Genomic DNA, 26,631 nt, shown 5'->3' on the forward strand with positions numbered 1-26,631 from the left:
TCAGGAACGTATCGAGGTATGCGAAGTGCGCGCAGCATTCAATCTGCGTTTTTTTGCACGGCCGTGGCGCTAACTGCACTATTGCCGTTGAGTGTCGCTTTATAACGATCTTGCGCGCCGTAATCGTTAATGCTAGAGAAGGTTAAAGTTGAATAGTTGGCGTTCTTCGTACCCTTAAGGGTGAAGGACTTTGTTTCACCCGGCGCAATCATCATCGAATCGACAGGGTGCTCAGTTTTTGCACCGAATTGCAGCGTAATGTCCGACATCGAGACGTGATAGAGGCCAGGATTGGTAATTTTCAAAAGGGCGTGACCTTCTTGTTCGCCTATTTGCCACAGCAGTTGTTTGGGCGCGAGGTAAGCCTTGGTGGCAAGTCCGGGAGGTCTGAAAAACACTTTGATCCGCTGGCGTACCGCCAACTGCAAGGTGTTTTTCTCCTTCGAGGCCTGGGGGATTTCCTGTACGTTGAGCCACACCACCGATTCTTTATCGGTGGGCATGCCGGTGCCTTCATAGATAACCCGCAGCAGTTGCTGTTGCTTGGCCAGTATTCTGGCCAGCGGCGGCGTCACTGCGAAAGGGGCCGAGCCAGCGGTGGATCCGTCGCCGTCGATCCACGATTGAATCAACAAGTCGTCACCATTATTGCGAACCTTGATGCTGACTTCTCTGTGTTCGCCGTCGAACACCAGTCGGGTCGCACTCAGAGAAATTCCGGCGCTCGCTTGCGTCGCCATTAGCGCGCATTGCAGCCCCATGCATAAGGAAAAAAATCGTCGATTAAACATAGAAAAATGCCTGATATCAAAAAAGGCGGGACAATTAAGTCCCGCGCGGTGTCAGCCAGATCTGTTGTTTACTCGTATTGCAGAGTGAACGGCAGGGTGGCATCGGCACGACCGGCAACAGCAGTTTTAGGATCACCAGTGGTCACGTAAGCGGCAGAGAATTTCAGGCTGGTGTTGCCATCCTGCAGATTATTTTCAATTTTTGCTGCGGTCGGGGAGCTCAGGTCGATCTGGTTGCCCTTGTCGTCGAGCAAGGCGATACCGATGCCTTGCGCCGCACCAACACCGGAAATAACGTTCAGCACTTTGGTGCCGGTAACGATGCCGGTGCCCGCGCCTTTAGTAGGTTCGAAGATCATCGAAACCTTGGTGCCAGCATTGCAGTTGATTTTCATGTCAAAGTTTTCGGCACTCAATTTGCCGCTGCCTTTAGGAGCGTCTGCGGTGCCCATGTCTTTAATGGAAACGTCGCCCATTGCTACCGAGATGGTTTTGCCCACGCCTGCATCTTCGATGGAGCACGCATCATTGTTGATGGTGCCGGTAAAGTTTATGGTGCCGCTGCCAGCCTTGGTCGGCGTTACTGGATCTGCAGCAAACGATTGGCCTGCAGCGGCAAGCAACGAAAGTGTCAGCAGTGTCAGCGAAAGCTTTTTCATTTTGATTTCCATTAGATCGAAATAAGTTGTGTTGTAAAACACGTGCTCAAATCTAGGGTGGAACCAGAAGAAGAGGTATCAGACGATTCTGATTGATCACATCTAATCGGAATTCGCTGCGTGATTGAGGACTTTAAAGTTGTCTTTGTGTTGGTTTTAAAATTCGAGCAAGTTGTTTAAGAATGGTCTGATGGTTGGGCGTTAAAGTGCCAGCTTAAGCTGTTGGTGCAGGAGGAGTATGTTTCGCTTTCAATAATGAATCCTAGTTTGTTTGAAGTGCGAAATTCCTCCTGTGGGCGCTTTGCCGGCCACAGTGAGTAAACATGAATACAGATGATGCTTTCTTGAAGATTAACCGCAGGCGCCTGCTTGGCCTTGCAACCGGAGCCGGTTTGGTCAGCCTTCTGCCTAGGCAGGTACTGCCGGGCGGAATGGACGTGCCGGGATCGGCCATCGCAGGTCAGAGCGCATTGAGGGGACAGGTGCGCTATCCGGAAAAGACCGGGATGATTCTGATCACCGATCGACCGCCGCAACTGGAAACTCCGCTGCATTTCTTTCGTCAGGATCTGACGCCAAATTCCGCCTATTTCGTGCGCTGGCACTTGTCGGGCTACCCGATTGAAGTGGACGCGCGCACCTTCCGTTTGCGTCTCGACGGCCTCGTCGACAAGCCGCATTTGTTCACGCTCGAAGAACTGGTCAAGGATTTCGATCCAGTGACGCTGGTGGCGATGAATCAATGCTCGGGCAACGCCCGCAGTCTGTTCAGCCCACAATCGCCGGGCAGCCAATGGCAATTCGGTGCGACGTGCAATGCGCAGTGGACCGGGATGCGGCTAAAAGACTTGCTGGCGCGTGTCGGGGTCAAGTCTGGTGCGGTGGAAGTTGCGTTTTCGGGGCTGGATGAGTGGCCGATGCGGGGGCTGCCCAAAGTAGTCAAGTCGTTGAAGTTCGATCATGCCGCCGACGGTGATGTAATGATCGCCTACGCCATGAATGGCGAACCGTTGCCGATGCTCAACAGTCTCCCGCTGCGCCTGGTGGTGCCGGGCTGGTACGCCATGTATTGGATCAAATCGCTGGCGCACATCGAGGTGCTTAAAAAGCCTTTGAGCAATATCTGGATGGACGAGGCCTACCCGATCCCCGATAACCCGGAAATCAATGAGGAGCCGGGCAACCTGTCGAAGAAAACCGTTCCGATCAATCGCTTCGCCACCCATTCGATTTTCGTGCGGCCCGAGCCGGAAGAGCAGCTGTTGCTCAATCACCCGGTGATCCTCGAAGGGCTGGCCAATGACGGCGGTGACGACATCGCCCGTGTTGAGGTATCGATGGTTAACGGCCGCACGTGGGTCGATGCCCGACTGGATCCGGAGATCGGACGCTTTTCGTGGCGGCACTGGCGTTACGTCTGGATCCCGCTCGAGAAGGGGCGCTACGCCTTTAAGGTTCGTGCGACCAATCGCGCGGGCGAAGGGCAACCGGTCACGCAGTGGAATCGCGGTGGTTTCGCGCGGCGGATGATCCAGAGCACCAGCGGAATGGTGGTCTGACATGCCCCGTCATTATCTGCCATGCCTGTTGGCCTGCGCGCTGCTCAGTCCAACCCTCCATGCACAAGAATCGCGGGTCGCCAATTTCGGCCCGGCGCTACACAGCATCACCGTGCCGCACAACGAGCCGTACTTGCCGGACGGGCCGGGGCGTGCCGAGTTTCTTCAGCAGTGCGTGATCTGTCACTCGCCACGCTATGTCGTCATTCAGCCTGCCTTTGCGCGCAAAACCTGGGCGGCTGAAGTGGCGAAGATGCGCAACGAATACGGCGCGCCGATTCCTGATGCAGCGGTCGAGCCGATCCTTGATTACCTGATGTTCCTGCAAGGTAAGCGCACGCCATGAGCAATGTAGAAACCAACGCCAGACACAGGGGCATCTCACGCACGGCGTTACTCATGCTGGTCGGCGTGTTGAGCCTGGGTACCTTGATTTCGTGGAGGGTGGTTCGCACGCCCGCCAGTTCGACCATAAGCCTGCGTGGCGGCAGCTTGCCCGGCGTACCCCAAGGTACGGCCCTCGACCCTGGTCGAGCGTTTACTTTGCTCCATACCGGGCAAAGTCGTGGCTCGCCAGCGCTGTGCCGGTTGTCATGACATGCGCAATCGCCTGGAGGGGCCTCCCTGGCTAGCGATTGTCGCGCGCTACCAGGCCGAAATTGGCGCAGATCCAATGGGCGCCGACGCCTTGGAGCTGATGAATAGCGCCATCGGTCATCCGCGTCCGGGATGGGACGGCTACCCGCCGGGACCTGCATCTATCGCCCTGACACCCGATGCGCGACTGGCCCTCGCCGCCTGGATATTGAGTCATGCTCGAGAAGAAAATAAATGAGAAGTCTGGATTCCGCATCGACCGAAATTGCTCAACGTCCACTGAAATATCTGCCACGCACCGACTACGACCTGATCAAGGCGCACAGTTATGCAGCGGTCATCACGTTGTTCCCGTCGGCCATCGCCGGTCTGCTGGTCGCGCTAAAACTGACCCTGCCGGATCTGCTGGGTAACCACGCGGCGTTATCGTGGGGCCGACTGCGTTTCGATCACACCCAAGGGATTTTCTTCGGTTGGTTGGGCAACGCGTTTTTCGCGTTCTGCTACCACATGATGCCGCGCCTGGCTGATCGTCCGGTGTACAGCCGCAAACTCGGCTGGGGGATTTTCCAGCTGTGGAATCTCTGTGTGCTCTTGCCGGGATGGGCCCTGATTTCGCTGGGCCTGGATAGTCCGTGGCTGGCGGTGCAGTCGCTGGAACGGGGCGAATCACCGATGCTTATCGACCTGCTCGCAGTGCTCGGGTTACTGCTGATTTACGTACAGTTCGCCGGACCTTTCGTGCTCAAGCGTCAGTCCGGAGGGCTGTACATTTCCGCTTGGACCTTGTGGGTGGCGTGGTCTTCAGCTTGCTTGCCTATCCGGCCGGTAACTTCGTCCCGGCATTCATTCCGGGGGCGCAGGGCACGGCTTTCAGCGGACTGTGGATTCACGATGCGGTCGGGCTGTTTGTCACGCCGTTTGTGTTGGCGATTGCCTATCACATTATTCCGACAACCACGCTGCGACCGATCTACAGTCATTTTCTATCGATGATCGGCTTTTGGTTTCTGTTCTTTTTCTACCCGTTGAATGGCACGCACCGCTATGTCTATTCGGCAGTGCCCATGGATGCGCAGAAAGCGGCGATCAGTGCCTCGGTGTACCTGGGGATGGACGTGATCCTGGTGGTGTTCAACCTGCTGTGTCGCTGCGTGGGCAAGCGGCGACAGTCGCCAGTGACGTGCCGTTACGGTTCGTCTGGACCGGCATCATTTTTTATCTCTTGGTCAGCTTCCAAGGCGCCTTCCAGGCGTTGATGCCGGTCAATCGCCTGGCGCACTTTTCGGATTGGGTCATCGCTCACTCTCATCTCGCAGTGCTCGGTTTCGCCACTTTCATTGCCGCTGGCGGCATCGCCCATGCGTGGCAGCGGATACCGCATGCGCGTTATGAGGCCGTCGCCATGAACTGGGCGCTCTGGCTGATTACCGTTGGCCTGTTGCTGATGTTCATCACCTTGACTGCCGCAGGTTTGGTGCAGGCGCACCTGTGGGCGAGCACCGCGCCATGGATGGATTCGGTCCGCGCATCACTTGCTTACTGGTGGCTGCGAGACATATCGGCAGTGCCTTTGCTGGCAGGTTTTGTGGTGTTTTTCATCGGGCTGACCACTGGCTCGCGATCGGCTTCTTGCACCGTCTCAGGCATCCGCTTCAACAGCGCTACGGTAGGAGCCTGACCCATGAAAACGGCGAATAGACACCGTGTTTTCAACAGCATTTACTTAGTCATATTCATTGCCGGCATCGGTTTTTTTGCGTTGTCGTTCTACTTGCTGGGGATCTTGCCCGGTCAGGCACTGCAAAAGGAAATCGATGCGCGCGCGCCCGCCGCCATGGCTGATTACACCGCACAGGAAGAGCGTGGCAGGAGCGCATACGGCCGTGAGGGCTGCGGTTATTGCCATACTCAGCAGGTCCGGTTTGTCGCAGAGGACGTTGCACGATGGGGCGCGCCGACGCAGGCCTGGGAAACCCGTTTCGATTATCCGCAACTGTGGGGCACGCGGCGCATCGGCCCGGATCTGGCGCGCGAGTCGGGTGTGCGCAGTAACGATTGGCAGCTCACCCATCTGTACAACCCGCGACTTGTCGCGGGCGACTCGGTGATGCCGGGCTATCCATGGTTGTTTAACGGCGATGCTAAACCGACTACCGATGCGATGAGTCTGGTGGCGTATCTGCAAGCCTTGGGACGGCCACGGATTTTTTCCGGTTACGATGATGAGACGACGCCAGCGCCTGCACCAATGGCCACGGGGCATGCCGGCAGCATGCATGAATTCACGCTGGCAGCACGGCGTCAGGTGATCTCGGCGCAGGCGCGTCTCGACAGCGCGGTGCCGCAATTCGCTCTGCCGGATAATCCGGGAGATTACTCGGTAGCTCTGGCTGCCGGGAAAGCCGCTTTCGAGCAAAACTGCACGGCGTGTCACGGTATGACGGGGGCCGGTGACGGGCCAGGGGCCGCTTCACTGCTTCCACGTCCGGCTGACTTGCGCGCTGCCAGCTTCACCTCGGCGCGCATAGCAGATTCATTGTGGAATGGTCGCTATGGCAGCTCCATGCCGGCGTGGCGCGATCTCGACAACTCAACGCTCGCAGCGTTGACCGTGTTCGTGCAGAGTCTGCACTCCGCGCCCACCTCGTCCGATAGCACGATTGCCAGCGACGAAAGCAGTGCACAGACCGCCGCGCTGTTCGAGAAAAACTGCAGCAGTTACCACGGCGCAAGCGGGCAGGGCGATGGCCCGGCGGCACGCAGCCTGGCGCCGCGGCCGGCCAACTTTCAGCTCAAACAAGGCAACCCTGACTAACTGGAAAGGGTCCTGCGCAACGGTATCCCCGGTACCGCGATGCCACCGTGGGAAGAGGTCTTGACCGATCAACAGCGCCACAGTCTGGTGAGTTACTTACGCTCTCTCTATCAACCTTATGCTCGGAAATAATCCATGTTCGCTTTTATTGTTATCACCATGACGTTTATCGTTTTTGCATGTGCAATGGCTTGGCTGGCAAGCGAGGCGCTGAGGAACTGGGCCGAAGTACCTAAATACTGGATGCTTGAGCGCGAGCAGAACTACGAACGGTCGCAGCGGGCGCAACGCCGTAACGCCGCCTTGATCGATGACGAAGAAAGCGCTGCGAAGGACGAGACTTTTTGAAAGGAGTAATTAGGAGCTGAGAGTTCGATGCAGTCATTCACGCTGATCCAGGTAAACGCCTTTTTTGTCGATTGAAATCGGCTGACAGCAGCCTCAGTTGAAAACATTATTTTCCAGGCAATACGTCAGCAGATCCTGATCACTGGAAACATCCAGTTTGCGCATGGCCGCGATCTTTTGCGTACTGATGGTTTTCGCACTGCGCGAAAGGCTGCGGGCGATTGTGGTGACGCTTTGTCCTGCGACGAACATGCGCAGGATTTCGAATTCCTTGGGCGATAGCCGGGACAGGCGCTCATCCAGCGCCACATTAGGTTCCCTGACGCACGTCGGTGGCGGCTTGGCACTGTTGTACGGGCGACCTTGCGCCACGGCCATCATCGCCAATTGAATCTCGTCATGCAGCTGGTTTTTCTGAATGACCCCGACCACGCCCATTTCATGTAGGCGCGTCAGGATCAACGGGCTGGAGATCATGGTCAGTACCAGGATTTTCGCATCGGGAAAATGCCTGAGCAGATATTCCACCAGCTTTAGGCCATCACCGTAGGGCGAGTCCGCGGGCATGTTGAAGTCGGTGATCACCAGATCAACCGTTTGATGCTTGAGCAGCTTGATCAGCTCGTTCGAGCACACCGCTTCACCTACAACGCGAAAGCGCTCATCGCGTTCTATCAGCTCACGTACACCCAGTAATACGATGGGGTGATCATCGGCGATCACGACGTTGAGTTTTGCCATATTCGGCGTTCCCTGATTTGTTGTTGAAAGCATAAGGACTACGCCACTGCGTCGAGCATTGCTGCCAGTCGCTCCAGCATAGCGCTGATCTCGGTAGCCAAGGCCTGCGTAAGGGGGCGACCCTCCAGGCGATTTTCGAGGCTGACGCATGCGTCCGCCAGACAATTGGCCTGCACCGCGCCCAATGCTCCGGCCATGCTGTGCAGATGACGACCCAGTGCCGCTGCGTCCTTGTCCTGCAGCGCAGCCATGACTTTGTCGATGTCCTGCTGCATGGTGCTGAAAAACAAAGTGCGCATTTTTGGTGACAACTGCGGCTGATCGGGGTTTAGCGCGATATGTGTGGGTTGGTCCGGCTCAACCAGGGGCAGCGGACTGGCTGCGCTGCAGTGCTTGAGCAATTGCGTACGCAGCGTGTGCAGGTTCAATGGTTTGACCAGCCAGGCGTTCATGCCGACCGCTGCACAGCGTTCGCCTTCATCACGCAGGGCATTGGCGGTGACGCCAATGATCGGCAGATCCGCATCCTTCCTGCGCAGCGCTTTGGCCAGTTCGTAGCCATTCATCACGGGCATGTTGACGTCGGTCAGCACCATATCGAACAAGCCTGGCAGCCATTGGTGCAGGGCTTGTTCGCCGTCGGCGGTGGCGACTACCGAGCAACCGAGCGCCTCCAGTTGCTCCTTGATGATCGCCCGATTGATCGGGTTGTCTTCGGCAATCAGAATGTTCAGATCCAGCCGTCGGGCCTGCTCGGTAAGCGCGGTGCGGCTGCGCTGGCCCACACCTTGTTGGGCAAAGCAGACCGCCCAGGCGATCGCCCGGATGTCATGTGCGTCGACCGACCAGCCTTCGGCCGTGTACTCCGCCGGGTTGGCCCCTGCGGTCGTGGCGATGATGCGCGGGCCGGTCCAGGCGGTTTGCGAATTCGGCAGAACATTCAGCAGCAGCGCTGAAGATCCGGGCAAGTGTTTCGTGTCCGGGCCGAGGATGCGGGTTTCCTGCCCCAGTCGATTGAGCCAATTGCACACATGCTGCGCCAGTTCCGGCGCCGGTGCCTGTACGTAAATCGGCGGCGCATCGGGCGTAAATTCAGGGCAGTCGCTCAACTGACCCTCTGCGCTGGCGAGATGCAATTGCAGAGAGAAGCTGCTGCCCAGTCCGGGCTCACTGACCACTTTCAATTGCCCGGCCATCAGTTCGCACAGCCACCGGCAGATCGCCAGGCCAAGGCCGGCACCAGCTTCGCTGGAGGCGTCGCGCACCTGATAGAACGGGTCGAACAGCTGGGTTTGCTGGGCCTGAGAAATACCGATTCCGGAGTCGCTGACTTGCCATTGCAGATTGGCGCCACCGGCGCTGTGATCAAGCAACCGCAGTCGCAATACCACGCGGCCGTTGTCGGTGAACTTGATCGCATTGCTCAGCAGATTATTGAGAATCTGCCGGATGCGCAGCGGATCGCCTTGCAACCGGTCCGGGATCGACGCATCAATGCAGGCATAAAGCTGCAAACCTTTGGCCTCGGCGAATGCACTGTAGGCGCGCAAGGTGTCTTCAGTCAGCTCCAGCGGGCAGAAGTCCTGAGCTTCAATGGTCATCTGCCCAGATTCGATTTTCGACACATCGAGCACGTCACTGATGAGCTGAAATAGGGTTGCCGACGAGCGCTGAATGGTGCGCAAGTACTCCTGCTGACGCGGCGCGAGATCGGTAAGCCCCAACAGTTCCAGGGTACCCAGCACGCCGTACAACGGCGTGCGAATTTCATGACTCATGGTCGCGAGAAAGCGCGTTTTCGCTTCGTTGGCCGAATCGGCTGCACGCAATGCCTGTTCCAATGCTACGGCATCATCGATATGTCGGGTCACGTCGTGGAATGCGCAGATCCACACATCGTCGCCATGGTAGCGGGCGCCTACCACCCCTACATGCAGATGGCGACCGTCGATTTCGAGATCGGTCTGGTTGGGCCCGGTCAGCGGATATTGCCAGTTGAGAGCGGCAATCAGTTGGTCGCTTTGCTGCCACTCTTGAATACGCTGGTTTTCCAGCAATACCTGATGATCACTGCAACGCACCACACACAGCCCGGTGGGCGCAGCGTCGATCACCGCGCGGCCGAATGCCTCGCTTTCAGCGATACTCTGATGCGCTTGATGGGCGGGCTGCACCACGCGGGTTTTGTACCAGCGATTAAATGCCCAGCCGCCACCAATGCTGGCAATCATCAACGTCAGGATGCCGAGTAACGGCCACCACGCGTAATCGATAAAGCTCTTGAAGCCGACCACGTAAACCGCCGTCCACGGGTGCGGCCCCTCGCTGGAAATCTTGAACACCAGACCGTCGAGGCGAACGTTCAGCCCTTCACTCAACGCTGGGGCGGGGGGCTCGGAGCCGATCAACAGGTTGCCGTTGGGCGCGGTAAGACTGAAACGGTCGTAGATCGACCACTCCATGATGCGCTCGATATCGTTGATCTGGCTCAGATTCAACAGCGAGACCACGACCACCCAAGGGCTGGCACCTTCAATATCCAGCTGGCTCGCCGGCAGGTCGACATTGATGAAGGCTAGCACTGTCGGGGCGGCGCTGTTATCCGCTCGCGCGCCATAACGAACCCAGTGAACGTGACTGTCCAACGGCTGCGGATTTTTCTTTTGCAGGCGCTGCAACACTTGGCTCAGTACGTGTTGAAAGGTGCCGCCCTGGATTTGCCCGGCGCCGCGCAATTGCCCGGCGGCAGGCACCGCGATGTCAAAGTTGTCCGGGACGTTGAATAGGAAAACCTGCGGCGACTGGTAGTGCGAGGCAGACCAGAATGCGCTGTAGTAACTGGCCAGGTGTGCGCCCAGCGCGAATACCTTGGCGCGCTCGCCTGGCTCAATCGCTGCGGTGTTGATCTTGACGCTGAAGGGCAAGGAAAACGACAACTCTTGAGCCCTGTAAATTCCGCTGCCTTGCTCCGGCATCGGCTCCTGCACGGACATGTGCATCCGCTGGGTATTGAGTGTGAGTCCCTTGGCACTTTGCCGGGCGATAGCGCTGAGGAAGGCATCTTGTTCGCCCATGTTCTCCATCAGCCGGGCGAAGTGATAACGCACCGCATCGCGCTGTTCGGCGACCATGCGGTTCAGGCCCCAGACGCTGAGGCCAACCAACACCGACGCTAGGCCGCAGAGCACAACGACACCTTTGTTCATGCGCAGTGAGCTGCTGGTCAATTTGTTCAGTCGCGCATTGGGATGAGTCATTGGACCAGCCTGTTGGAAATGCCTGGATAAGCCTTGGACACCGCTACCTCTGATGCAAAGACAATCTGTGCGCCACGAATCAATCCGCGACAGCAGGGCCGTCCTGGGTCAGCAGGTGCTGAAACTCGGATGACGACACTGCATGAGAAATGAGGAACCCCTGAACTTGGGTGCAGTTGATTCTACGCAATAGTGCCAGTTCCTGTGCGGTTTCCACGCCTTCGGCCACCACCGTGAGGCCCAACTGACGGCCGAGTGCGACGATGCTGGTCAAGGCTTGGGCCAGCTCTTCGTTTTCGCTGCAGCCGTGTACTAGCGCGCGATCAATCTTCAACTCTGTGAACGGTGTCGAGACCAGATTCATGTACGAACTGTAGCCCTGACCAAAGTCATCCTGCGATAGCCCGAAGCCCTTCATGCGCAACCGGCACGCACCGGCGTAGAAGTTGCTGATGTCTTCGGGCATCGAGCACTCCATCAGCTCAAAACAGATCATCGCCGGCACGCCATGGTGCTTGAGGACAAATTGCAGAATCCGGTCGGCCAGATCCGGGCTGTTAAGCAAGTGGGTGGGCAGGTTGATCGACACGGGAATGGCGTACCCCTGAGCGTTCCAGAGTTTTTGTGCCTTCATTGCTTGCTCTAGAATATGCCAGAGCAGGCTCTCCTCCAGGCCAAACGCCTTGACGGCCGGCAGAAACATGCCGGGCAACAGCACGCCATGCTCGGGATGAATCCAGCGCACCAGCGCCTCGGCGGCGGCGATACGTCCGTCGGTCAAGGATTTTTTCGGCTGAAACCAGGCTTGCAGTTCACCGTTGTCCAGCGCTGCGAGTATCGCCAGATGATCAATTTGCGGGCCGGGCAGGGGCAGGGTGGCTTGACGCCGACTGCCCAACTGATCCGTCAGATTGCGCAAGGCGCCGCTCTTGACCGGTTTGGAAATCAGACCGATGACAGTGACCCCAAGATTGCGCGCGGCGAGGCTGGCGCTGGTCAGCATGCGTCGTGAGGCAACGCTCATGATCGCCAGCGCGGGCCGTGAACCCGACGCCGCCAGGCCCTGAATGAACTGAACGCCGTCCATTCCCGGCATCAGCAAATCAGTCAGCACCAAATCGAAGTCGCGCCTTTTCAGGCAGTCCAGCGCTGCGCCGCCTTCTTGAGCGAACTCCAGCTCAAAGTCGCCCAGCTCACTGAACAGATTCTGTAGATACAGTTGCTGGAACGAGTGGTCTTCAACGATCAGGATACTAAGTGGTTTCATTAGTCGTTCTTTCGTAAGGCGCCAGTTGGTTATGCAAGGCCTGCAGCGTGAAGGGTTTAACCAGGCAATGGTTCATGCCGGCAGCTAGGCACAGCGCTTCTTCGCCGCGCATGGCGTTGGCGGTTGCGCCGATGATCGGCACCTTGCACCCCAGACGGCGCAGATCTCGCGCCAGTTCGTAGCCATTTTTGCGGGGCATGTTGACGTCGCTCAGAATCACGTCGAAACGGCCTCTGCGCCACATGGCCAGTGCTTCCTCGCCATTGCTCGCCAGTTCAGCCGTACAGCCTAGCTCCTGCAGCTGGTCATGCAGGATCAACTGGTTGATGACGTTGTCTTCAGCCACAAGGATGTGCAGATGCAACTTTTTCAGTTGCCGTTGCGGGTTATCGTTTTCCGGTTGGATTACCGACAGCCCTTGGGCCCGACTGACCGCCTGATGAATGGCTTCCAGATAGTTGATGTTGACGATCCAGCCGCCGGAGCCTGCTTGAGGTTCGTTGTAACCATCGCCAGTGGCCATCACCACTGGCCCGGTCCAATGCGGATCGAGGCGTTCCTCCAAGCAACCGGGATGCAACTCAAGCAGCACGCTGTCGGGCGTGGCAGCACCGCGTGAAGGGCGATCGAGCTGCGGGCGGGCACCCCATCGACGCAACCAGCCACTCATGGCTTCGGCCAGTTCTCGAATGGGTGAAACCACAAACACCACTTTTGGCAACAACGGCGTGAAACTGCCGGGCAATGCGGGGCTTGAAGGCTGTTCCAGAGACAGATTCAGCGAAAAACTGCTGCCCAGTCCGGGTTCGCTGACCACGCGAATACTGCCGTTCATCAAGTGCGTCAGGCGCTGGCAGATGGGCAGGCCGAGGCCGGTGCCGGCGATTACATTGGTATGCCCGCGCGTCTGATAGAAGGGTTCGAATATGCGCGTCTGGTCATCTTGAGTAATGCCTTTGCCGGTGTCCGAGACTTGCCAGAACAGGTTGGCGCGCTCGCCGTCGCGGCCAATCAGGCTCACGCGCAGGACAATGCGCCCGGCGTCGGTGAATTTCACGGCGTTGCTCAGCAAGTTGTAGAGAATCTGGCGGATGCGCGACACGTCGCCGATCACCCGCTCCGGCAATTTTGGATCAATCACGGCGTACAAATCTAGGCCCTTGCCATGAGCGGCGGCGGCGTAGCCCTGGAGCACCGTGTGTACCAGCTCAAGCACACTGAACTCCGTGAGTTCGAGTGCCAGTTGTCCGGCTTCGATCTTCGACACATCGAGGACATCACAGATTAATTGCAGCAGCGTCGCAGACGACCCTTCGATGGTGCGTAAGTAGTCAGTTTGTTGCGCATCCAGTTCGGTTCGCGCGAGCAGCTCCAGGGTGCCGAGTACGCCGTATAACGGAGTGCGGATTTCGTGGCTCATGGTCGCCAGGAACAGGGTTTTTGCTTCGTTGGCGGCATCGGCCATTTGCCGCGCCTGATCCAGCGCATCCTCAATCTGAGTGCGCGTGCTGATGTCACTGAAGGCGCACAGCAAGACGTCTTCGCCCTTGTAACGGGTCGGGGCGCAACTCAGGTACAAGTGACGGCCGTCGGCGGCTTCGAAATAGTCGGTGACTTGCGGGTTCATCTCGTCGAACGCCTGATGGATCCAGCGCGGACTGAGGCGCTCACGCTCGCCACTCTGGCCCAGCCATTGCTCCGACAAGGTGTTTTGCAGGACGACCTGGCCGTTGGCGCGGCGCAGCACACACAGCGCAACCGGTGCGGTCTGGATCACGTCGCTGCTGAACAGCTCGCTTTCGACCAGCGCCTGGATGCGACTGATGGTCGGTGTGATAAAGCGGTACTCGAGGCGGCGAATCACGATCCAGACCAGGCTGATACTGAACAGGCAGAACAACAGGGCGCCACCCAGCCGTGGCCATAGGGCAATAAGTACATCGCGCAGATCGATGGAGTAAACCAACTGCCAGTCGGATGACTTCAGTTGTTTGCGCATCACCAGATTATCCGGCAGCCAGTTTTTGCCGACAAAACCAAAGAAGTTCCGTCCCTGCATCTGCATCAGGTTTTTGCAGATCTGCGCAGGCCGGCTGTTGCTGAATACCAGCATGCCGTCAGGGTTGAACATCATGAATTGCCCGGCGCTTTGATCATCCAGCGCATCGGAGACCTCGCGGCCGTCCATCTCGAGTCCCAGCCAGCCGGAATCGAGATCGCGCGCATCCAGCCGAATGAAGATGTACAGCTGTGAATGGCTGGACGATTGATTGGTCAGCCACAACTCGTCCATCGCGTTGGAATTGTCACTTTTCAACGCCTGCAAGCGATTGAGCATCGCCTGCGGGAAATCGCCAACCACGGGTGTGGCGGTATACAGCCTTTTCACCTGGAGATCATTGCCGCTGCTGACGTACAGCAAGTTGACCTGCTTGCTGGTGAGGTATTGCCGAATGCGCTCGGTCAGCCAGATGCTCCATTGCTTGCCACGCGTGGTGCCCAGCAACAAATGGATTTCTTCTGACGAAACTTGCGGTTTCAGCCCTTCAGGTTTGCGGATCGCCGACAGGCTCAGACTTTCGAGCAGCGCTTCGCGGGTGGTGAAAAACGTGTGCGCTTCAGCGATAGCGCTGCTCATGTGGCTGCGCCTGCGCGACACCTCGGCGTTGAACGTCAGCAGCAGGAAACTGTAAACCCCGCTGAGGATGCCGACGAGCAGCACCACGCCGAAAATACGCAACAAGCGGCGTGCGGCGTTTGGCGTGGAGAGGAGGGGATTGATCTGGTGAAGGTAGTTCTTCAGTTTCATCCGGCCACCCTAGCGGGGGGGGGCGCCGAGGCAGAATCAGACAATTCTTAAAAGGTGCGATGCCGGTTACTCATAGGTCATGGTGAAACGCATGCTCGTATTGGCAGAGCCGGCTCTAAGCTCGCCGGGAGTTCGCACATATGCCGCAGTGAGACTAACTTCTGCCGTTTCGGCACCAGCGATAAAACTGCCGATTTTATAAATTTTATTCATTGTAATTGCACCGGCAATTCCACTCATCAGTTTCAGTCCAATACCTTTCGCAGTGGATTGGTCGTCTAGAGCAACTGTGCCGCTGTTCTCATCAATGATATTGGTGACCGCGTCGAATTTAATACTGACTTCGTTGATGCTTTTGTCACAGCCATAAACGGGGATTTTGAATGAAACCGGTGGTGCACTATCCCCCAGGTTAGCCAATTGATGTAGCTGATAATTATCTCCCATCGGCACATTTACATCACCGACACTGCAAGACGCCGGGATCACCGTGATGGGGTTTAACAGATTGAATCGTGCAATCACGAAACCACTTTGTGTCTGCCATGTGCCGAGCGGCCCGGCGGGGATTACAGCTCCGGGTTCAATTGTGCTGTTTTTGATCAGAAACAACCTATAAGGGCCGTCAAGTTTGCTCCAGCCTTTCTTGATGTTAAATACGGCCTTCGCGTCGTTGAGAGTATAAAACGCGCTGAGTCCTTCTATTCTCACCCTCATGTTCAGACCACTACCTTTGATTGGAAACACTGAGCCTCCAGCCGGTTGTGGTCCCAAAGAAGGATCTAACACAAATCCTGAACTTTCCTCAGGTGAGCAGACTGGTCGTATATTCTTGTTTAATCCTGGTGTTTGTGTGTCTACGACTGTCAATGAAGTTGCGTCAACAGGCACGTTGACGGTGGCAGGCGCGCTGAAGTTAATAATGCGCGCCTTTCCATCGCCCGCTTGTCCTGTATCATCAATCCAGCAGCTGGCCGTTGCGTCGGTAAGATGGCTGAGCAGCGCTAATGCGGTCAAAGGGATTAGTTTGTTCATGGAATGTATCCAGCCGATTCATGCTTAAAGTCTGCGCGACTGGAACTCGATTTTTGAATAAGACGAATCCTATTTCCCTTCGGCTGGCTCGACATGATTGTAGGTCTAATGAAACCGATATCCATTTAGGCGAGAATACTCGCCAGATCGAGGTGTCAGATGACCTAACAACGCCGCTCCTTTACTCCTGAATTCAAGCGCGAGGCTGCCGACCTTGTGCTCAAACAAAACTACAGCTACATCGAAGACAGCCGTTCACTCGGCATTGGTGAGTCGGCATTGCGCCGCTGGGTTGACCAGATTCAGAAAGAACATAAAGGCGTCACCCCGCAGAGCAAGGCACTGACTCCGGAGCTGCAAAAAATTCAGGAGCTGGAGGCCCGGATTGCTCGGCTTGAGCGAGAGAAATCAATACTAAAAAAGGCTACCGCGCTCTTGATGTCGGAAGATCACGAGCGTTCGCGCTGATTGACCAGTTGAGCGCACATGAGCCGATTGATTGGCTGTGCAAGGTGTTTGACGTCACTCGCTTGTGCTACTACGCCCAGCGCCTGCGGCGCCGCATGCCCGATGTTGAACGGCTTCAATTGCGTAGTCGCGTCAGTGAGCCGTTCTCGCAAAGTCGCAGCTCTGCGGGCAGTCGCAGCATCCTGTCGCTGATGCGTGAAGACTGTGAGCAACCCGGTCGATTCAAAGTGCGTAGCTTGATGCGCGACCTTAATTTAATCAGCAAACAACCCGGCTCTCATGCCTACAAACGAGCAACAGTAGAAAGACTGGATATTCCGAACACATTGAACCGCGAGTTCGACGTGTCAGCGCCCAATCAAGTCTGGTGCGGCGATATCACCTACATTTGGGCGCAAGGAAAGTGGCATTACCTGGCTGTCGTCTTGGATCTTTGTACGCGTCGGATCGTGGGCTGGGCGCTGTTGGAAAAGCCAGACGCTGAGTTGGTGATCAAAGCGCTGGATATGGCTTACGAGCAGCGTGGCAGGCCTTCGGTCTGCTATTGCAGTCAGACGAAGGATCGCAAGGCGGATTCAACCGGTCGTTGCAACACTGGATTGTTGTACAGACTTTAGATACTCATTCAGTGCTTCGGCGGGTGTTTTCCAGCCGAGTTTTTTCGAGGTCTAGTGTTAAGTACGTGAGCTACCGCCTGTATTTCTCGGGCACTCCAATGAGAGAGGTCAGTGCCTTTCGGAAAGTATTGCCGTAGAAGGCTGTTCGTATTTTCGTTTGTGCCGCGTTGCCATGGACTATGTGGATCAGCAAAGAAAACCTTTACTCCGGACTCGATGGTAAATCGAGCTTGATCCGACAGCCCCTTTCCACGATCCCAGGTCAAAGATCGCCACAGCTCGATGGGAAGATCAGTCACCGTCTTTTTTCCATGCATTGGCCATACTAACAGCCCCATAGCCAGCCAGCGCCGGGCCGTTCTTCGTGCGGGGAATTAGCCCATAACCTTTCTCGCATGCAGATGGACGAGCATGGTAAATCGAGTTGAGCGCTTGACCAGAGTTCCAACCGCAGACCGGTTCAGACCGATGATCAGGTCGCCCTCTCAATGCCCGGGTACAGCTCGATCTTCTACCTCAGCAGGGCGACTGGAGATCATGACGTCCTCGCTGACATGTGCCCACACTTTGGCTTGCGCTCTGGCTCTCGGCACGCGCACTGCTCGTCCTGAGCGCAGGCAGCTCACCAGTTCGCGCTTGAGCGCTCCTCGACCCTGAATGGAGAGCGCCTGATATATGGCTTCATGAGAGATGCGCATGGATTCATCATCCGGAAAATCGATCTGGAGCCGGTTGGCAATTTGTTCAGGCGACCGGCCATTGACCCATTTACGGTCACTGCGATGCGGTTTATTTCGGCCTTTGAAGGGCGCTTGCCGAGGCCCAGAAATCTCCCGACCATCGGCGTCTTGAACCTTGCCTTCCAGGCGGTCGCGTACGTACTGGTGCAGTCACGGGTTAGTGACCAATTTCGCTGGTTTCGGCCTCTTGGCCACCAGTTCTGCCTTCCATTGCGCTACTGACCCTCGATATTCAAGCCGACCGCAACGGGTACCGTGTTCTATCGGTCTGGTCATAGCTCAGACTAAATTCACAAGATGAGGAACACTGCGCATGTCCTATGCCTTCGAAGGATTGCCGACCGTCGCCGTATTGGCCTTGTATCAGGGGTAGCCACCTAAAAAACTAGCCACGCTGGAACTGAATATCCGGATGCTAAACGTCGACTGGAAGCATTTTCGCATTCATTTTGACCATTACCTGCAAGGCGCTAAGGAAGCCGATGCAATACAAGTGGTCCTGCCCGGCGGGTTACTGCTGCAAGGCCAATCATCGACGGCAGCAACGAGCCGGCTGTTGGCTGCTGATATGTCGAGGAGTACGAGCTGCCCGTCGAACAGCCAGCGAACCTCGAGGGCTGGAAATGGGAGTAAGCATAAAAGACGGATTGGCGGCGCTGAACCTGCCCAGAGCGAAACACCCCAGGCCGAAAAACTGCTGCAGGCGATCCGCAACAGCTCCACGATCCCCAACTCCTTACGAGCGGTGGATCGCGCTGAAGGGTTCACCCTAGGCGTGGAAACCTTTGGTGTGCGGCGTGCCGATACGATTGAAGGACTGTACGCGGCGTTTGATGACGTGACGCAAGCGCGGCTGACGCAACCACATTATCGGCGGGGCTATCCAGGAAGACGTGGTGGGCGCATTGGTCGAGCAATACGCGGTGCGGGAGGCATAGTTGGCCAGGATCTACGATTGTCCGCTGTCGGTCCGCCTAGGCGGCGGTGCACGGTGGGTACCGGTGCGCTCGCGACGTGAACCGCTGCGCACATGGGCCAGCCTGACCGCGGTGGGGTGTTATTCCGACAGCGTTGTTATTACAGCATTCAGTGTAGAGCTGTAAGTGGTGACAGCATCAAGACCATTTCTAAAGACCGACGTGCGTCTGCCTTGGTTTGAAATGTGGGCCTCCGACAGCCCGAATTTTTTCCGCAATTCCTTTTTAGGTCGTGATTTCACTACGCTAGAACGAACAGAGAATTTGTGGGGCGCGGAAAAATAATGACCCTATGATCATGATTTATAAAGAGAAATATATGGACTTAAAATCCCCCGCTCGTAAGGGCGTGCCGGTTCGATTCCGGCTTCGGGCACCATCTTTCAACAAGGGCCTGCCAGCGAAAGCTGCGCAGGCCCTTGTTCGTTTTCAGCTATGGGAAATAACCAGATCACTGATAATACAAACCGAGCCATCCTCAGCCGGTGTAGCGTCGGTGTAGTCGATCTGGTTGTAGACACCACCATGGAAATTGAACACCTGTGAATTCCACGATGAGTCGAGCTGCAGGTCACCCGATGTACCGATGAGCCCGTTGTAGTCAACGCTGACGCTGGCCGCGCCAGCAGAGGTCGCACGAATAGTTACCTTGAACTTCGCCCCCAGCGGCACGCCCCTGAGCACAGTCGTGTTGACGGGTGTTGTCTGATTGAAGCTCTGGCGGAAGCCCATGGTGATATTGCCTTTTTGCCAGAACACCTTGATGGCAGGGCTGTCGTCGTTTTTCACGTGCATCTGCGAGATAACGATTTTTTGTGCAGAGTTGACCTTCGTGACAGTCATCTCCTGAGAATTGATGTGTTCAGCAGCACTGGCGAGCGACCAGTAGAAGGTTTCCTTCCATTCGCACCGTGTTCGGTGAGTGCTCTTGCTGGAGGCGCCTTTCGTGGGGGCAGAAAGCTGAAGCGATCCATCCGCAAGGACAGTGACGATCCCGGGGAGCTGCGCAATGGCCTGCGCGCCGTTGAGCTCAAGTGCAACCGGGTTGGTTGCCGATTTTGGCACCGGTGTGGTGATCGTGAGATTGCTGATGTTTACGGTCATGGCTGTACTCCTGACGATAAAAATCATTAGCTGCGCAGGCGTTGGGCTGTACCTGATCCGCACGTTTGCTTGCGTGGGCGTCCAGAACCGCTCGGGCTCAACACCATGGCGACGCAAGCCGCCGCCGCAAAAACAGACAGGGCAACGATGACACCTGCCGTCTCCAGCACAGCGCCAAACACCGGTGTGCCCACCGTTTGGCCAATCGCCAGGAGCAGAAACGGAATGCCGAGGCCCAAGTCCGGGCGATCGGGGAAAAGGTTGATTCCCTGAAGCAGATAAACGCCCGACGAAACGATATAGGCTGCGCCGAACAGGCACATTGCCGCGAGGGCATACAGGGGAGATAGACTGGCGCCGGCAAGTCCCAGCGTCCCGAGCGCGATCCCTGCGAGCGCCAGATGCTGAATACGCGCGACGCCGAATCGGCCGGTCAGCACACCGGTTACGCATCCGCTGATACCGGCCGCGCCTAATAATATCCACGTCCACGCAATCGACTGATCGGTAAAACCGGCTTCGCTGCGCAGGATGTCGGCGCCGAACGTCCAGATCGCCGTACTCGCCATCCCCATCAGGAAGGCGCTGGCGCAGAGAGACGGCACACCGGGCCGGCGCAGCGTTGCCAGCGAAAAATCCTGCTCGACGTCATGCTCAACACGCCGCGGTACCGCAAACCAGAGCCAGACCGTGACGCCTGCGCCGATTAGTGCGAACAACGCATAAAGCTGTCGCCATTGCCCGGCAGCCAGAATCGCCGCCAAACCTGAAAATACGATGCCCGCCGCTGTTCCGGCGTTGATAAAGCCGTTGGCACGCGGCCGATCACACTCACTGAGCCGCGCCGCCACTGCGCTGGCCAGTGGCGGCGAGGTCAAACCCGTGCTCAAGCCCGCCAGCGCCACGCCGCAGCCCAACGCCAACCCCGACGCAGCGAACACGATCAGCCCCATCCCCAGCGACGCGGCTGCGCCGGCCATGACCGTCAAACCGCGCGGACTGACTTTGCCGCTACCAACAAACGTTGCGACGATGCCAACGCAATAAGCCGCGAATGCACTGCCGCCGATCCAACCGGCATCAGACACACTGAGTGCCAGATCCTCGCGAATCTGCGGCAGAAGCAAACCATAGGCGAACCGCGCCAGGCCATACGACAACGCCGTCAGGGCGAACGCGGCCGCCACAAGATTGATGCCACGCCTCACGAGCCCGGCGTCCGGCAACTTAAACCGATTTCAATACGCGCCAACGCGCAACCTGACAAAGTCATTTGGCGGCAGACGTGGTTTTCTTGCGCGTTCTGGTGGCGGGGGCAGCAGTCGCAGTCTTGGCCTTTTTCCGTGGAGCCGGCGGCGCCACGCTGCTGGCGACCGAACCGGGCAAGCCATCGGAGTCGAACGCATCCAGCTCGGCTCGGGCCTGCAGCCAGTGTTCGAAGTCATTTCCGTGCGGCCGGCCTTGTTCTTCCCAGAGGCGATAAGCAATTTTTCTGATGGTTTCCTCGTCCATTTTCGTTCTCTCCTGCAGATGGAAAATCAATGCCTTGAAGACAGGCACAATTGCGCGCTCACGGCGAGATGGGATCGCTCGCGGGAAAGGTTTCCTCTACCGCCTCATCCAGCTTCGAATCACTTACATTGCGTTCATCAGCCCCAAGGTTTTGCTCGCAATGACAAGCAGGGGACGGGCAGGGAAGGCCCTGCGGGTGGAGATCTGCGCAGGCCTGGCTGCAATAGTGTTTGCCATCACGCTTGAATGTTTCGTCAGAGCTGCAAGCGCAGGTGCAGTTGGGGCAGGCGCAATCGGGTGTTGAAGAATCGTTAGCCATGTATTTCCTCCAGATTGTTTGGTGCGGTAGATACCGATTCTGATAACCCGCCACGCGCCAGCGTTTGATGATTTTCCAGCACGCCCGATGAGCGGTAGAGCGCAGCAGGCGATGGCAACACCGCGTTCAGTGCCAGGGAGAGATTGAGGGCGAGGATCAAAACGATCGATACGCTGAAAATACGCCGCGCCCAGGCCCTTGCCGTGCCGGTTGGCACCGGTCGAGACGCGAGGTAAAACCAATACCCGCCCAGGCAGAAGATCACCAGTGGGTACGAAACATTGATGTCCGCAACCCCGCCCAATATCACGGCGCTGACCAGGAACGCGGCCATGTAGATTTTGATCTCGCGTCTGGCTTTGCCGAGCGTCAGCGTTGGCAGCCCGGCGGCGCGAAAGTCTTCATGGCGCATGACGGTGATCGCATGAGAATGGGGCATCTGCCAACAGCAGAACACGATGATCAGCATCAGCGCTGTGGCATCGAAACTGGCGGTCACGGCGCAGTAACCGACCACGGGCGGCATGGCGCCGGACAGGCTGCCGACCAGCGTGCCCCAGTGCGAACGGCGCTTCATCAGGCAGGTGTAGACGCCTGCGTAAACGATCAAACCGACAGCCGCCATCGCGCAGGCGAGCGGCGTGGTGCCCGCCCACAACAACCCGAAGCCGATCAGCCCCAGAACCGCCGCGTAACAAAACGCGCCGGGCAACGACACCGCGCGAACAGCCAATGCCCGATGACACGTGCGTACCATGCGCCGGTCGATATCACGGTCGACGCAGTTATTGATCACGCAACCGCAGGCGATGACCAGTGCTGTGCCGAGGAGGGCGGCCAACAGATGCGCCATGGAAACCGGACGGCCACTTGCAGCGAGCAAGTAACCGCCGAACACCGAAGCCAGGTTGCCGACGATGATCCCGGGTTTGGTCAGTTCCAGCCCGACATTCAGCGACAGCCGCCATTGCTTCAGTGCGCCAGCATGTTGTGGTGAATGCTGTTCATGATCCATAGCGAAAGCCCAACCAGCAGAAGAATGATGACGGCGGAAAAGATCAGCGCGATCAGGTTCCAGCGTTGCTCCTTGGCGGTGTCCAGGTGCAGGAAGTATTTGAGGTGCACGAAAATCTGCACCACACCCAGCGCGACCACCACCCACGCGGTGACGCTTCGCGGCAACGTCGGGTACATGACCAGGCCAAACGGGATCACCGTCAGGATCACCGAAATGATGAAGCCGACCATGTACGAACGGCTGCTGCCATGGCTGGTGCCGGCACTGCTATGAATCGGACTCTGGTTATACATGTCACACCACCCCTAGCAGATAAACCACGGTAAATACGCAGATCCACACCACGTCGAGGAAGTGCCAGAACAGGCTCAGGCAGCTCAGACGCGTGGTGTTGGTATTGGTCAGACCACGGCTGTGAATCTGCGCCATCAGTACCGCCATCCACACCAGACCACTGAGCACGTGCGCGCCGTGGGTGCCGACAAGGGTGAAGAACGCCGTGAGGAAAGCGCTCCGATCCGGCCCGTAGCCTTCCTGGATCAGGTGATGGAATTCATTGATCTCCATGGCGATGAAGCCGCAACCCAATACGAACGTTACGCCCAGCCAACGCAGCACATGAGATTTGTCATTGCGATTCATCGCCAGCATTGCGTAGCCGTAGGTGATGCTGCTCAACAGCAGCAACGCGGTTTCGGCGAGAACGTAAGGCAGCTCGAAAATGTCGATGGTCGATGGGCCGCCAGCGACGCTGTCGCGCAATACTGCATACCCTGCGAACAGCGTCGCGAACAGGATGCAGTCGGTCATCAGGTAAATCCAGAAACCGAAGATGCGCATCGATCCCGCGTCTTCATGGCCATGTTCATGGCTGTGCGCGATGTCTTTTTCCAGGACGATATTGGACATGTTCAGGCCTCCGCCAAATCTTTGAGACGCGCTTTTTCAATCCGCGCGACTTCGTGCGCCGGGACGAAATAATCGATGTCTTCGTCGTAGCTGCGCACGACCATCGCCACGACCGAGGCGACCAACCCGAAGATCGCCAGCCACCAGATGTGCCACACCAGGGCGAAGCTGCAGATCAGCGCAAAGACGCTGATGACCAGGCCAGCGGAGGTGTTGCGCGGCATATGGATGGCCCGGTAGTCGGTGTGACTGAGCGTACTGACGCCGCGCTCCTTCATGCCCCAATAGGCATCGAGGTCGTCGACCTTCGGTTGCTCGGCGAAGTTGTAGAACGGTGGTGGCGAGGACGTGGCCCACTCCAGTGTCCGGCCATCCCACGGGTCGCCGGTCAGGTCGCGGTATTTCGCGCGATTGCGGATGCTCACGTACAGCTGCAGCGCCTGTGCGGACACGCCGCACAGAATGATGCCGACGCCGACCAGTTCCAGCAGCAGCCACGGTTGCCAGGCCGGGTTGTCGAAATGGTTGAGGCGTCGGGTCATGCCCATGAAGCCAAGCACGTAAGACGGCATGAACGCGAAGTAGAAACCGATGAGCCAGCACCAGAAGGCGATGCGCCCGAGCCGGTCGTTGAGGCGGAAGCCGAAGGCTTTCGGGAACCAGTAGGTCAGTCCGGCCATGTAGCCGAACACGGCACCGCCGATGATCACGTTATGGAAGTGCGCAATCAGGAACAGGCTGTTGTGCAGCAGGAAGTCCGCCCCCGGCACCGCAAGCAGCACCCCGGTCATCCCGCCAATACTGAACGTGACGATAAAGCCCAGCGTCCACAGCATTGGCGTTTCGAAGCGCACCCGGCCGCGATACATGGTGAACAGCCAGGTGAAGATTTTCACCCCGGTCGGCACCGCAATAATCATCGTCATGATGCCGAAGAACGCATTGACGTTGGCCCCCGCGCCCATGGTGAAGAAGTGGTGCAACCAAACGATGAACGACAGGATCGTGATTGCAATCGTCGCCCATACCAGTGAGACGTAGCCGAACAGACGCTTGCTGCTGAAGGTCGCGGCGATTTCGGAAAAGACCCCAAACGCCGGCAGGATCAGGATGTACACCTCCGGGTGACCCCAGGCCCAGATGAGGTTGACGTACATCATCGGGTTGCCGCCGGCCTCGTTGGTGAAAAAATGCATGCCCAGATAACGATCGAGGGTGAGCATCAACAGGGTGGCGGTGAGGATCGGGAACGAGGCGAGGATCAGGACCGAGGTGCACAACGCGTTCCAGGTGAACACGGGCATCTTGAACAGGGTCATGCCTTCGGTGCGCATCTTCAGAATCGTCACGAAGAAGTTGACCCCGGTTAATAACGTGCCGATGCCGGATATCTGTAATGACCAGATGTAGTAATCGACGCCCACCCCGGGGCTGTAGCCGAGCTCGGAAAGGGGCGGGTAGGCGACCCAACCGGTGCGCGCGAATTCACCCACGCCGAGCGAAATATTCACCAGCGCCGCGCCGACCACGAACAGCCAGAAACTCAGGGCGTTGAGGAACGGATACGCCACGTCGCGAGCGCCGATTTGCAACGGCACGACGATGTTCATCAGGCCGACCACGAACGGCATGGCCATGAAGAAAATCATGATCACACCGTGGGCAGTGAAGATCTGGTCGTAGTGTTCCGGCGGCAGATAACCCGGTCCACCACTGGACGCCATGGCCTGCTGGGTGCGCATCATGATCGCATCGGAGAAGCCGCGCAGCAGCATGACCAGGGCAACGATGATGTACATGCAGCCGATTTTCTTGTGGTCGACCGAGGTGAACCACTCGCGCCAGAGGTAGCCCCACTTGCGCTTCCAGGTGACGGTGCCGACAAGGGCAAAACCCATCAGGCCGACGATAGCCAGGGTGTACATGACAATCGGCTCGTGGAATGGAACGGCGTCCCATGAGAGTTTCCCGAACATTTTTAGCGCTCCTCGGCCAGCAGACTCGGTTGTTGTTTGACGCGTGCATCGTCGCTGTTGCGTTGCACCTGAGTTTCCTTCTTGCGGGGTGCCTTGTTCATCCCTTCATACTTGTCGACGATGTCGAGAAACATTCGCTCCTGAACAGCCGAGTAATAAGTAATCTCGTGCCTGATTGAAGGTTTGGCCAACTCTGTGTAACTGGCTTGGTCAAGTTTGCGCGGCGCCGCTTTCACTTTATTGACCCAGGCTTCGTAATCCGCACCACTGAGCGACAGTGTGCTGAAGTGCATGTCGGAGAAACCGTGGCCGTTATAGTTCGCGGCGATTCCGCGGTATTGGCCGATTTCATTGGCGATCAGATGTAACTTGGTCTGCATGCCCGCCATGGCATATATCTGCCCACCGAGCGCGGGTATAAAGAATGAAGTCATGGCCGCGTCCGAAGTGACAGTGAAACTCACCGGCGTGTTGACCGGTATTGCCAATTCATTGACCGAGGCAATGCCAAGATCGGGGTAAATGAACAGCCATTTCCAGTCCGTCGCAACCACTTGCACATTGACTGGCGGCACGTCCGAATCCAGCGGTCGATACGGGTCCAGTGCATGAGTGGTTTCCCACGTCACCCAGCCCAGCACACAGATAATCAGGAACGGCACGCCCCAAACCACGGCTTCGATCTTGTGTGAACTGGCCCAGCGCGGTGAATACCGAGCCTTTTTGTTGGTGGCGCGGTAGCGGTAGGCAAACACGAAGGTCATGACGATGACCGGGACGACCACCAACAGCATGAGGCCGGTTGCGAGGATGATCAGGTCGCGTTCATCACGGGCCACAGCGCCCTTGGGATTGAACACCACCAGGTTGCAACCGGCGAGCAGAACGCTGGTAGCGAGATAGACCAGGCAATAGCTGATTGTTCGCTTCATACATGCTCCTGTTCTCTGCATCGATCCTTGTTTTACGCCGAAACTGCGACGCAACTTATGAGTAGGGCAATAGCGCTTCGCTTGTTTTAGAAGCGAAGCGAAGTTAGCCCGCCAGTTTATTCGGGCAACAGTTAACCCTCGACAGAAAACACTGTTTCTGTACCGGCTTATCATCACT

General features: G+C 57.3%; 22 protein-coding genes and 5 pseudogenes. 10 read left to right on the plus strand and 17 right to left on the minus strand.

The genetic code is table 11. The annotated features are described in order from the left end of the window. Positions 1-38: 38 nt before the first annotated feature. Positions 39-791, minus strand: a complete 753-nt coding sequence (locus tag HU727_RS03965) for a fimbrial biogenesis chaperone (RefSeq protein ID WP_186528368.1) — start codon at positions 789-791, stop codon at positions 39-41. A gap of 68 nt (positions 792-859) precedes the next feature. Further along, positions 860-1,450: a fimbrial protein gene (locus HU727_RS03970; RefSeq protein WP_186528369.1), complete on the minus strand. Its 591-nt coding sequence runs from the start codon at positions 1,448-1,450 to the stop codon at positions 860-862. Between the two features lie 392 nt (positions 1,451-1,842). Here HU727_RS03970 and HU727_RS03975 point away from each other — a divergent pair, with 392 nt between their 5' ends. From HU727_RS03975 to HU727_RS04005, 8 genes and pseudogenes are all read left to right on the plus strand, one after another. Then, entirely contained in the window at positions 1,843-3,009 is a 1,167-nt protein-coding gene (locus HU727_RS03975) for a molybdopterin-dependent oxidoreductase (RefSeq protein WP_225919768.1), read from the plus strand. A 1-nt stretch (position 3,010) separates the two neighbouring features. Continuing rightward, a complete protein-coding gene (locus HU727_RS03980; RefSeq protein WP_186528371.1) occupies positions 3,011-3,355 on the plus strand; it encodes a hypothetical protein in 345 nt (114 codons plus the stop codon). Then, complete coding sequence (locus HU727_RS03985) at positions 3,352-3,606, plus strand: hypothetical protein (RefSeq protein ID WP_186528372.1); 255 nt, start codon at positions 3,352-3,354, stop codon at positions 3,604-3,606. Before HU727_RS03980 ends, HU727_RS03985 begins: the two co-directional genes overlap by 4 nt. A gap of 1 nt (position 3,607) precedes the next feature. Then, positions 3,608-3,844, plus strand: a complete 237-nt coding sequence (locus HU727_RS03990; RefSeq protein ID WP_264081968.1) for a hypothetical protein — start codon at positions 3,608-3,610, stop codon at positions 3,842-3,844. Then, positions 3,841-4,347: pseudogene (locus HU727_RS25845) on the plus strand (cbb3-type cytochrome c oxidase subunit I); the annotation flags it as partial. The gene HU727_RS03990 and the pseudogene HU727_RS25845, both read left to right, overlap by 4 nt. 56 nt (positions 4,348-4,403) lie before the next feature. Then, positions 4,404-5,287: pseudogene (locus HU727_RS25995) on the plus strand (cbb3-type cytochrome c oxidase subunit I). 3 nt (positions 5,288-5,290) lie between these two features. Beyond that, a complete protein-coding gene (locus tag HU727_RS04000) occupies positions 5,291-6,424 on the plus strand; it encodes a cbb3-type cytochrome c oxidase subunit II (RefSeq protein ID WP_186528374.1) in 1,134 nt (377 codons plus the stop codon). A 135-nt stretch (positions 6,425-6,559) separates the two neighbouring features. After that, positions 6,560-6,772: a hypothetical protein gene (locus HU727_RS04005; RefSeq protein WP_186528375.1), complete on the plus strand. Its 213-nt coding sequence runs from the start codon at positions 6,560-6,562 to the stop codon at positions 6,770-6,772. 93 nt (positions 6,773-6,865) lie between these two features. On the opposite strand, the gene HU727_RS04010 is transcribed toward HU727_RS04005, so the two are convergent. The 5 genes from HU727_RS04010 to HU727_RS04030 form a co-directional block, all read right to left on the minus strand. Then, a complete protein-coding gene (locus HU727_RS04010) occupies positions 6,866-7,513 on the minus strand; it encodes a response regulator (RefSeq protein WP_186528376.1) in 648 nt (215 codons plus the stop codon). A gap of 38 nt (positions 7,514-7,551) precedes the next feature. Next, positions 7,552-10,770 (minus strand): hybrid sensor histidine kinase/response regulator, encoded by a 3,219-nt coding sequence (locus HU727_RS04015; protein ID WP_186528377.1) that lies wholly within the window; start codon positions 10,768-10,770, stop codon positions 7,552-7,554. 79 nt (positions 10,771-10,849) lie between these two features. Then, positions 10,850-12,037, minus strand: a complete 1,188-nt coding sequence (pvrR, locus tag HU727_RS04020; RefSeq protein WP_186528378.1) for a response regulator cyclic di-GMP phosphodiesterase PvrR — start codon at positions 12,035-12,037, stop codon at positions 10,850-10,852. Beyond that, positions 12,024-14,846, minus strand: a complete 2,823-nt coding sequence (locus HU727_RS04025) for an ATP-binding protein (protein ID WP_186528379.1) — start codon at positions 14,844-14,846, stop codon at positions 12,024-12,026. Before HU727_RS04025 ends, pvrR begins: the two co-directional genes overlap by 14 nt. A gap of 66 nt (positions 14,847-14,912) precedes the next feature. Further along, positions 14,913-15,881, minus strand: a complete 969-nt coding sequence (locus HU727_RS04030; RefSeq protein WP_186528380.1) for a fimbrial protein — start codon at positions 15,879-15,881, stop codon at positions 14,913-14,915. 216 nt (positions 15,882-16,097) lie between these two features. Here HU727_RS04030 and HU727_RS04035 point away from each other — a divergent pair. Continuing rightward, positions 16,098-16,965: pseudogene (locus HU727_RS04035) on the plus strand (IS3 family transposase); the annotation flags it as partial. Here the strand turns inward: HU727_RS04035 and HU727_RS04040 are convergent. Then, a pseudogene (locus tag HU727_RS04040) lies at positions 16,925-17,958 on the minus strand (IS30 family transposase); the annotation flags it as partial. The pseudogenes HU727_RS04035 and HU727_RS04040 overlap by 41 nt on opposite strands. A gap of 614 nt (positions 17,959-18,572) precedes the next feature. Here HU727_RS04040 and HU727_RS26000 point away from each other — a divergent pair. Beyond that, positions 18,573-18,809, plus strand: a pseudogene (locus HU727_RS26000) (hypothetical protein). Positions 18,810-19,112: 303 nt separating this feature from the next. On the opposite strand, the gene HU727_RS04045 reads toward HU727_RS26000, so the two are convergent. The 9 genes from HU727_RS04045 to cyoA all read right to left on the minus strand — a co-directional run bounded on the left by HU727_RS04045 (position 19,113) and on the right by cyoA (position 26,453). Next, on the minus strand, positions 19,113-19,787 hold the full coding sequence (locus HU727_RS04045) for a polysaccharide lyase family 7 protein (protein ID WP_186528381.1): 675 nt from the start codon (positions 19,785-19,787) through the stop codon (positions 19,113-19,115). A gap of 26 nt (positions 19,788-19,813) precedes the next feature. Beyond that, positions 19,814-20,995 (minus strand): MFS transporter, encoded by a 1,182-nt coding sequence (locus HU727_RS04050; protein WP_186528382.1) that lies wholly within the window; start codon positions 20,993-20,995, stop codon positions 19,814-19,816. 61 nt (positions 20,996-21,056) lie between these two features. Then, complete coding sequence (locus HU727_RS04055) at positions 21,057-21,299, minus strand: DUF2934 domain-containing protein (RefSeq protein WP_186528383.1); 243 nt, start codon at positions 21,297-21,299, stop codon at positions 21,057-21,059. Between the two features lie 58 nt (positions 21,300-21,357). Beyond that, positions 21,358-21,618, minus strand: coding sequence for a metallothionein (locus HU727_RS04060; protein ID WP_186528384.1), 261 nt, complete (start codon positions 21,616-21,618; stop codon positions 21,358-21,360). Next, positions 21,611-22,633, minus strand: a complete 1,023-nt coding sequence (gene cyoE / locus HU727_RS04065) for a heme o synthase (protein ID WP_186528385.1) — start codon at positions 22,631-22,633, stop codon at positions 21,611-21,613. Before cyoE ends, HU727_RS04060 begins: the two co-directional genes overlap by 8 nt. Continuing rightward, the gene (gene cyoD, locus HU727_RS04070; RefSeq protein WP_186528386.1) at positions 22,591-22,929 is read right to left on the minus strand and encodes a cytochrome o ubiquinol oxidase subunit IV; all 339 of its coding nucleotides are present in this window, start codon (positions 22,927-22,929) and stop codon (positions 22,591-22,593) included. The genes cyoE and cyoD overlap by 43 nt, the downstream gene beginning before the upstream one ends. 1 nt (position 22,930) lies before the next feature. Next, entirely contained in the window at positions 22,931-23,545 is a 615-nt protein-coding gene (locus tag HU727_RS04075) for a cytochrome o ubiquinol oxidase subunit III (RefSeq protein WP_186528387.1), read from the minus strand. Positions 23,546-23,547: 2 nt separating this feature from the next. Further along, the gene (gene cyoB / locus HU727_RS04080; protein ID WP_186528388.1) at positions 23,548-25,521 is read right to left on the minus strand and encodes a cytochrome o ubiquinol oxidase subunit I; all 1,974 of its coding nucleotides are present in this window, start codon (positions 25,519-25,521) and stop codon (positions 23,548-23,550) included. Positions 25,522-25,523: 2 nt separating this feature from the next. Then, the gene (gene cyoA, locus HU727_RS04085; RefSeq protein WP_186528389.1) at positions 25,524-26,453 is read right to left on the minus strand and encodes a ubiquinol oxidase subunit II; all 930 of its coding nucleotides are present in this window, start codon (positions 26,451-26,453) and stop codon (positions 25,524-25,526) included. Positions 26,454-26,631 lie beyond the last annotated feature (178 nt).

This window comes from Pseudomonas khorasanensis, from assembly GCF_014268505.2.
GTDB classification, from domain to species: domain Bacteria; phylum Pseudomonadota; class Gammaproteobacteria; order Pseudomonadales; family Pseudomonadaceae; genus Aquipseudomonas; species Aquipseudomonas khorasanensis.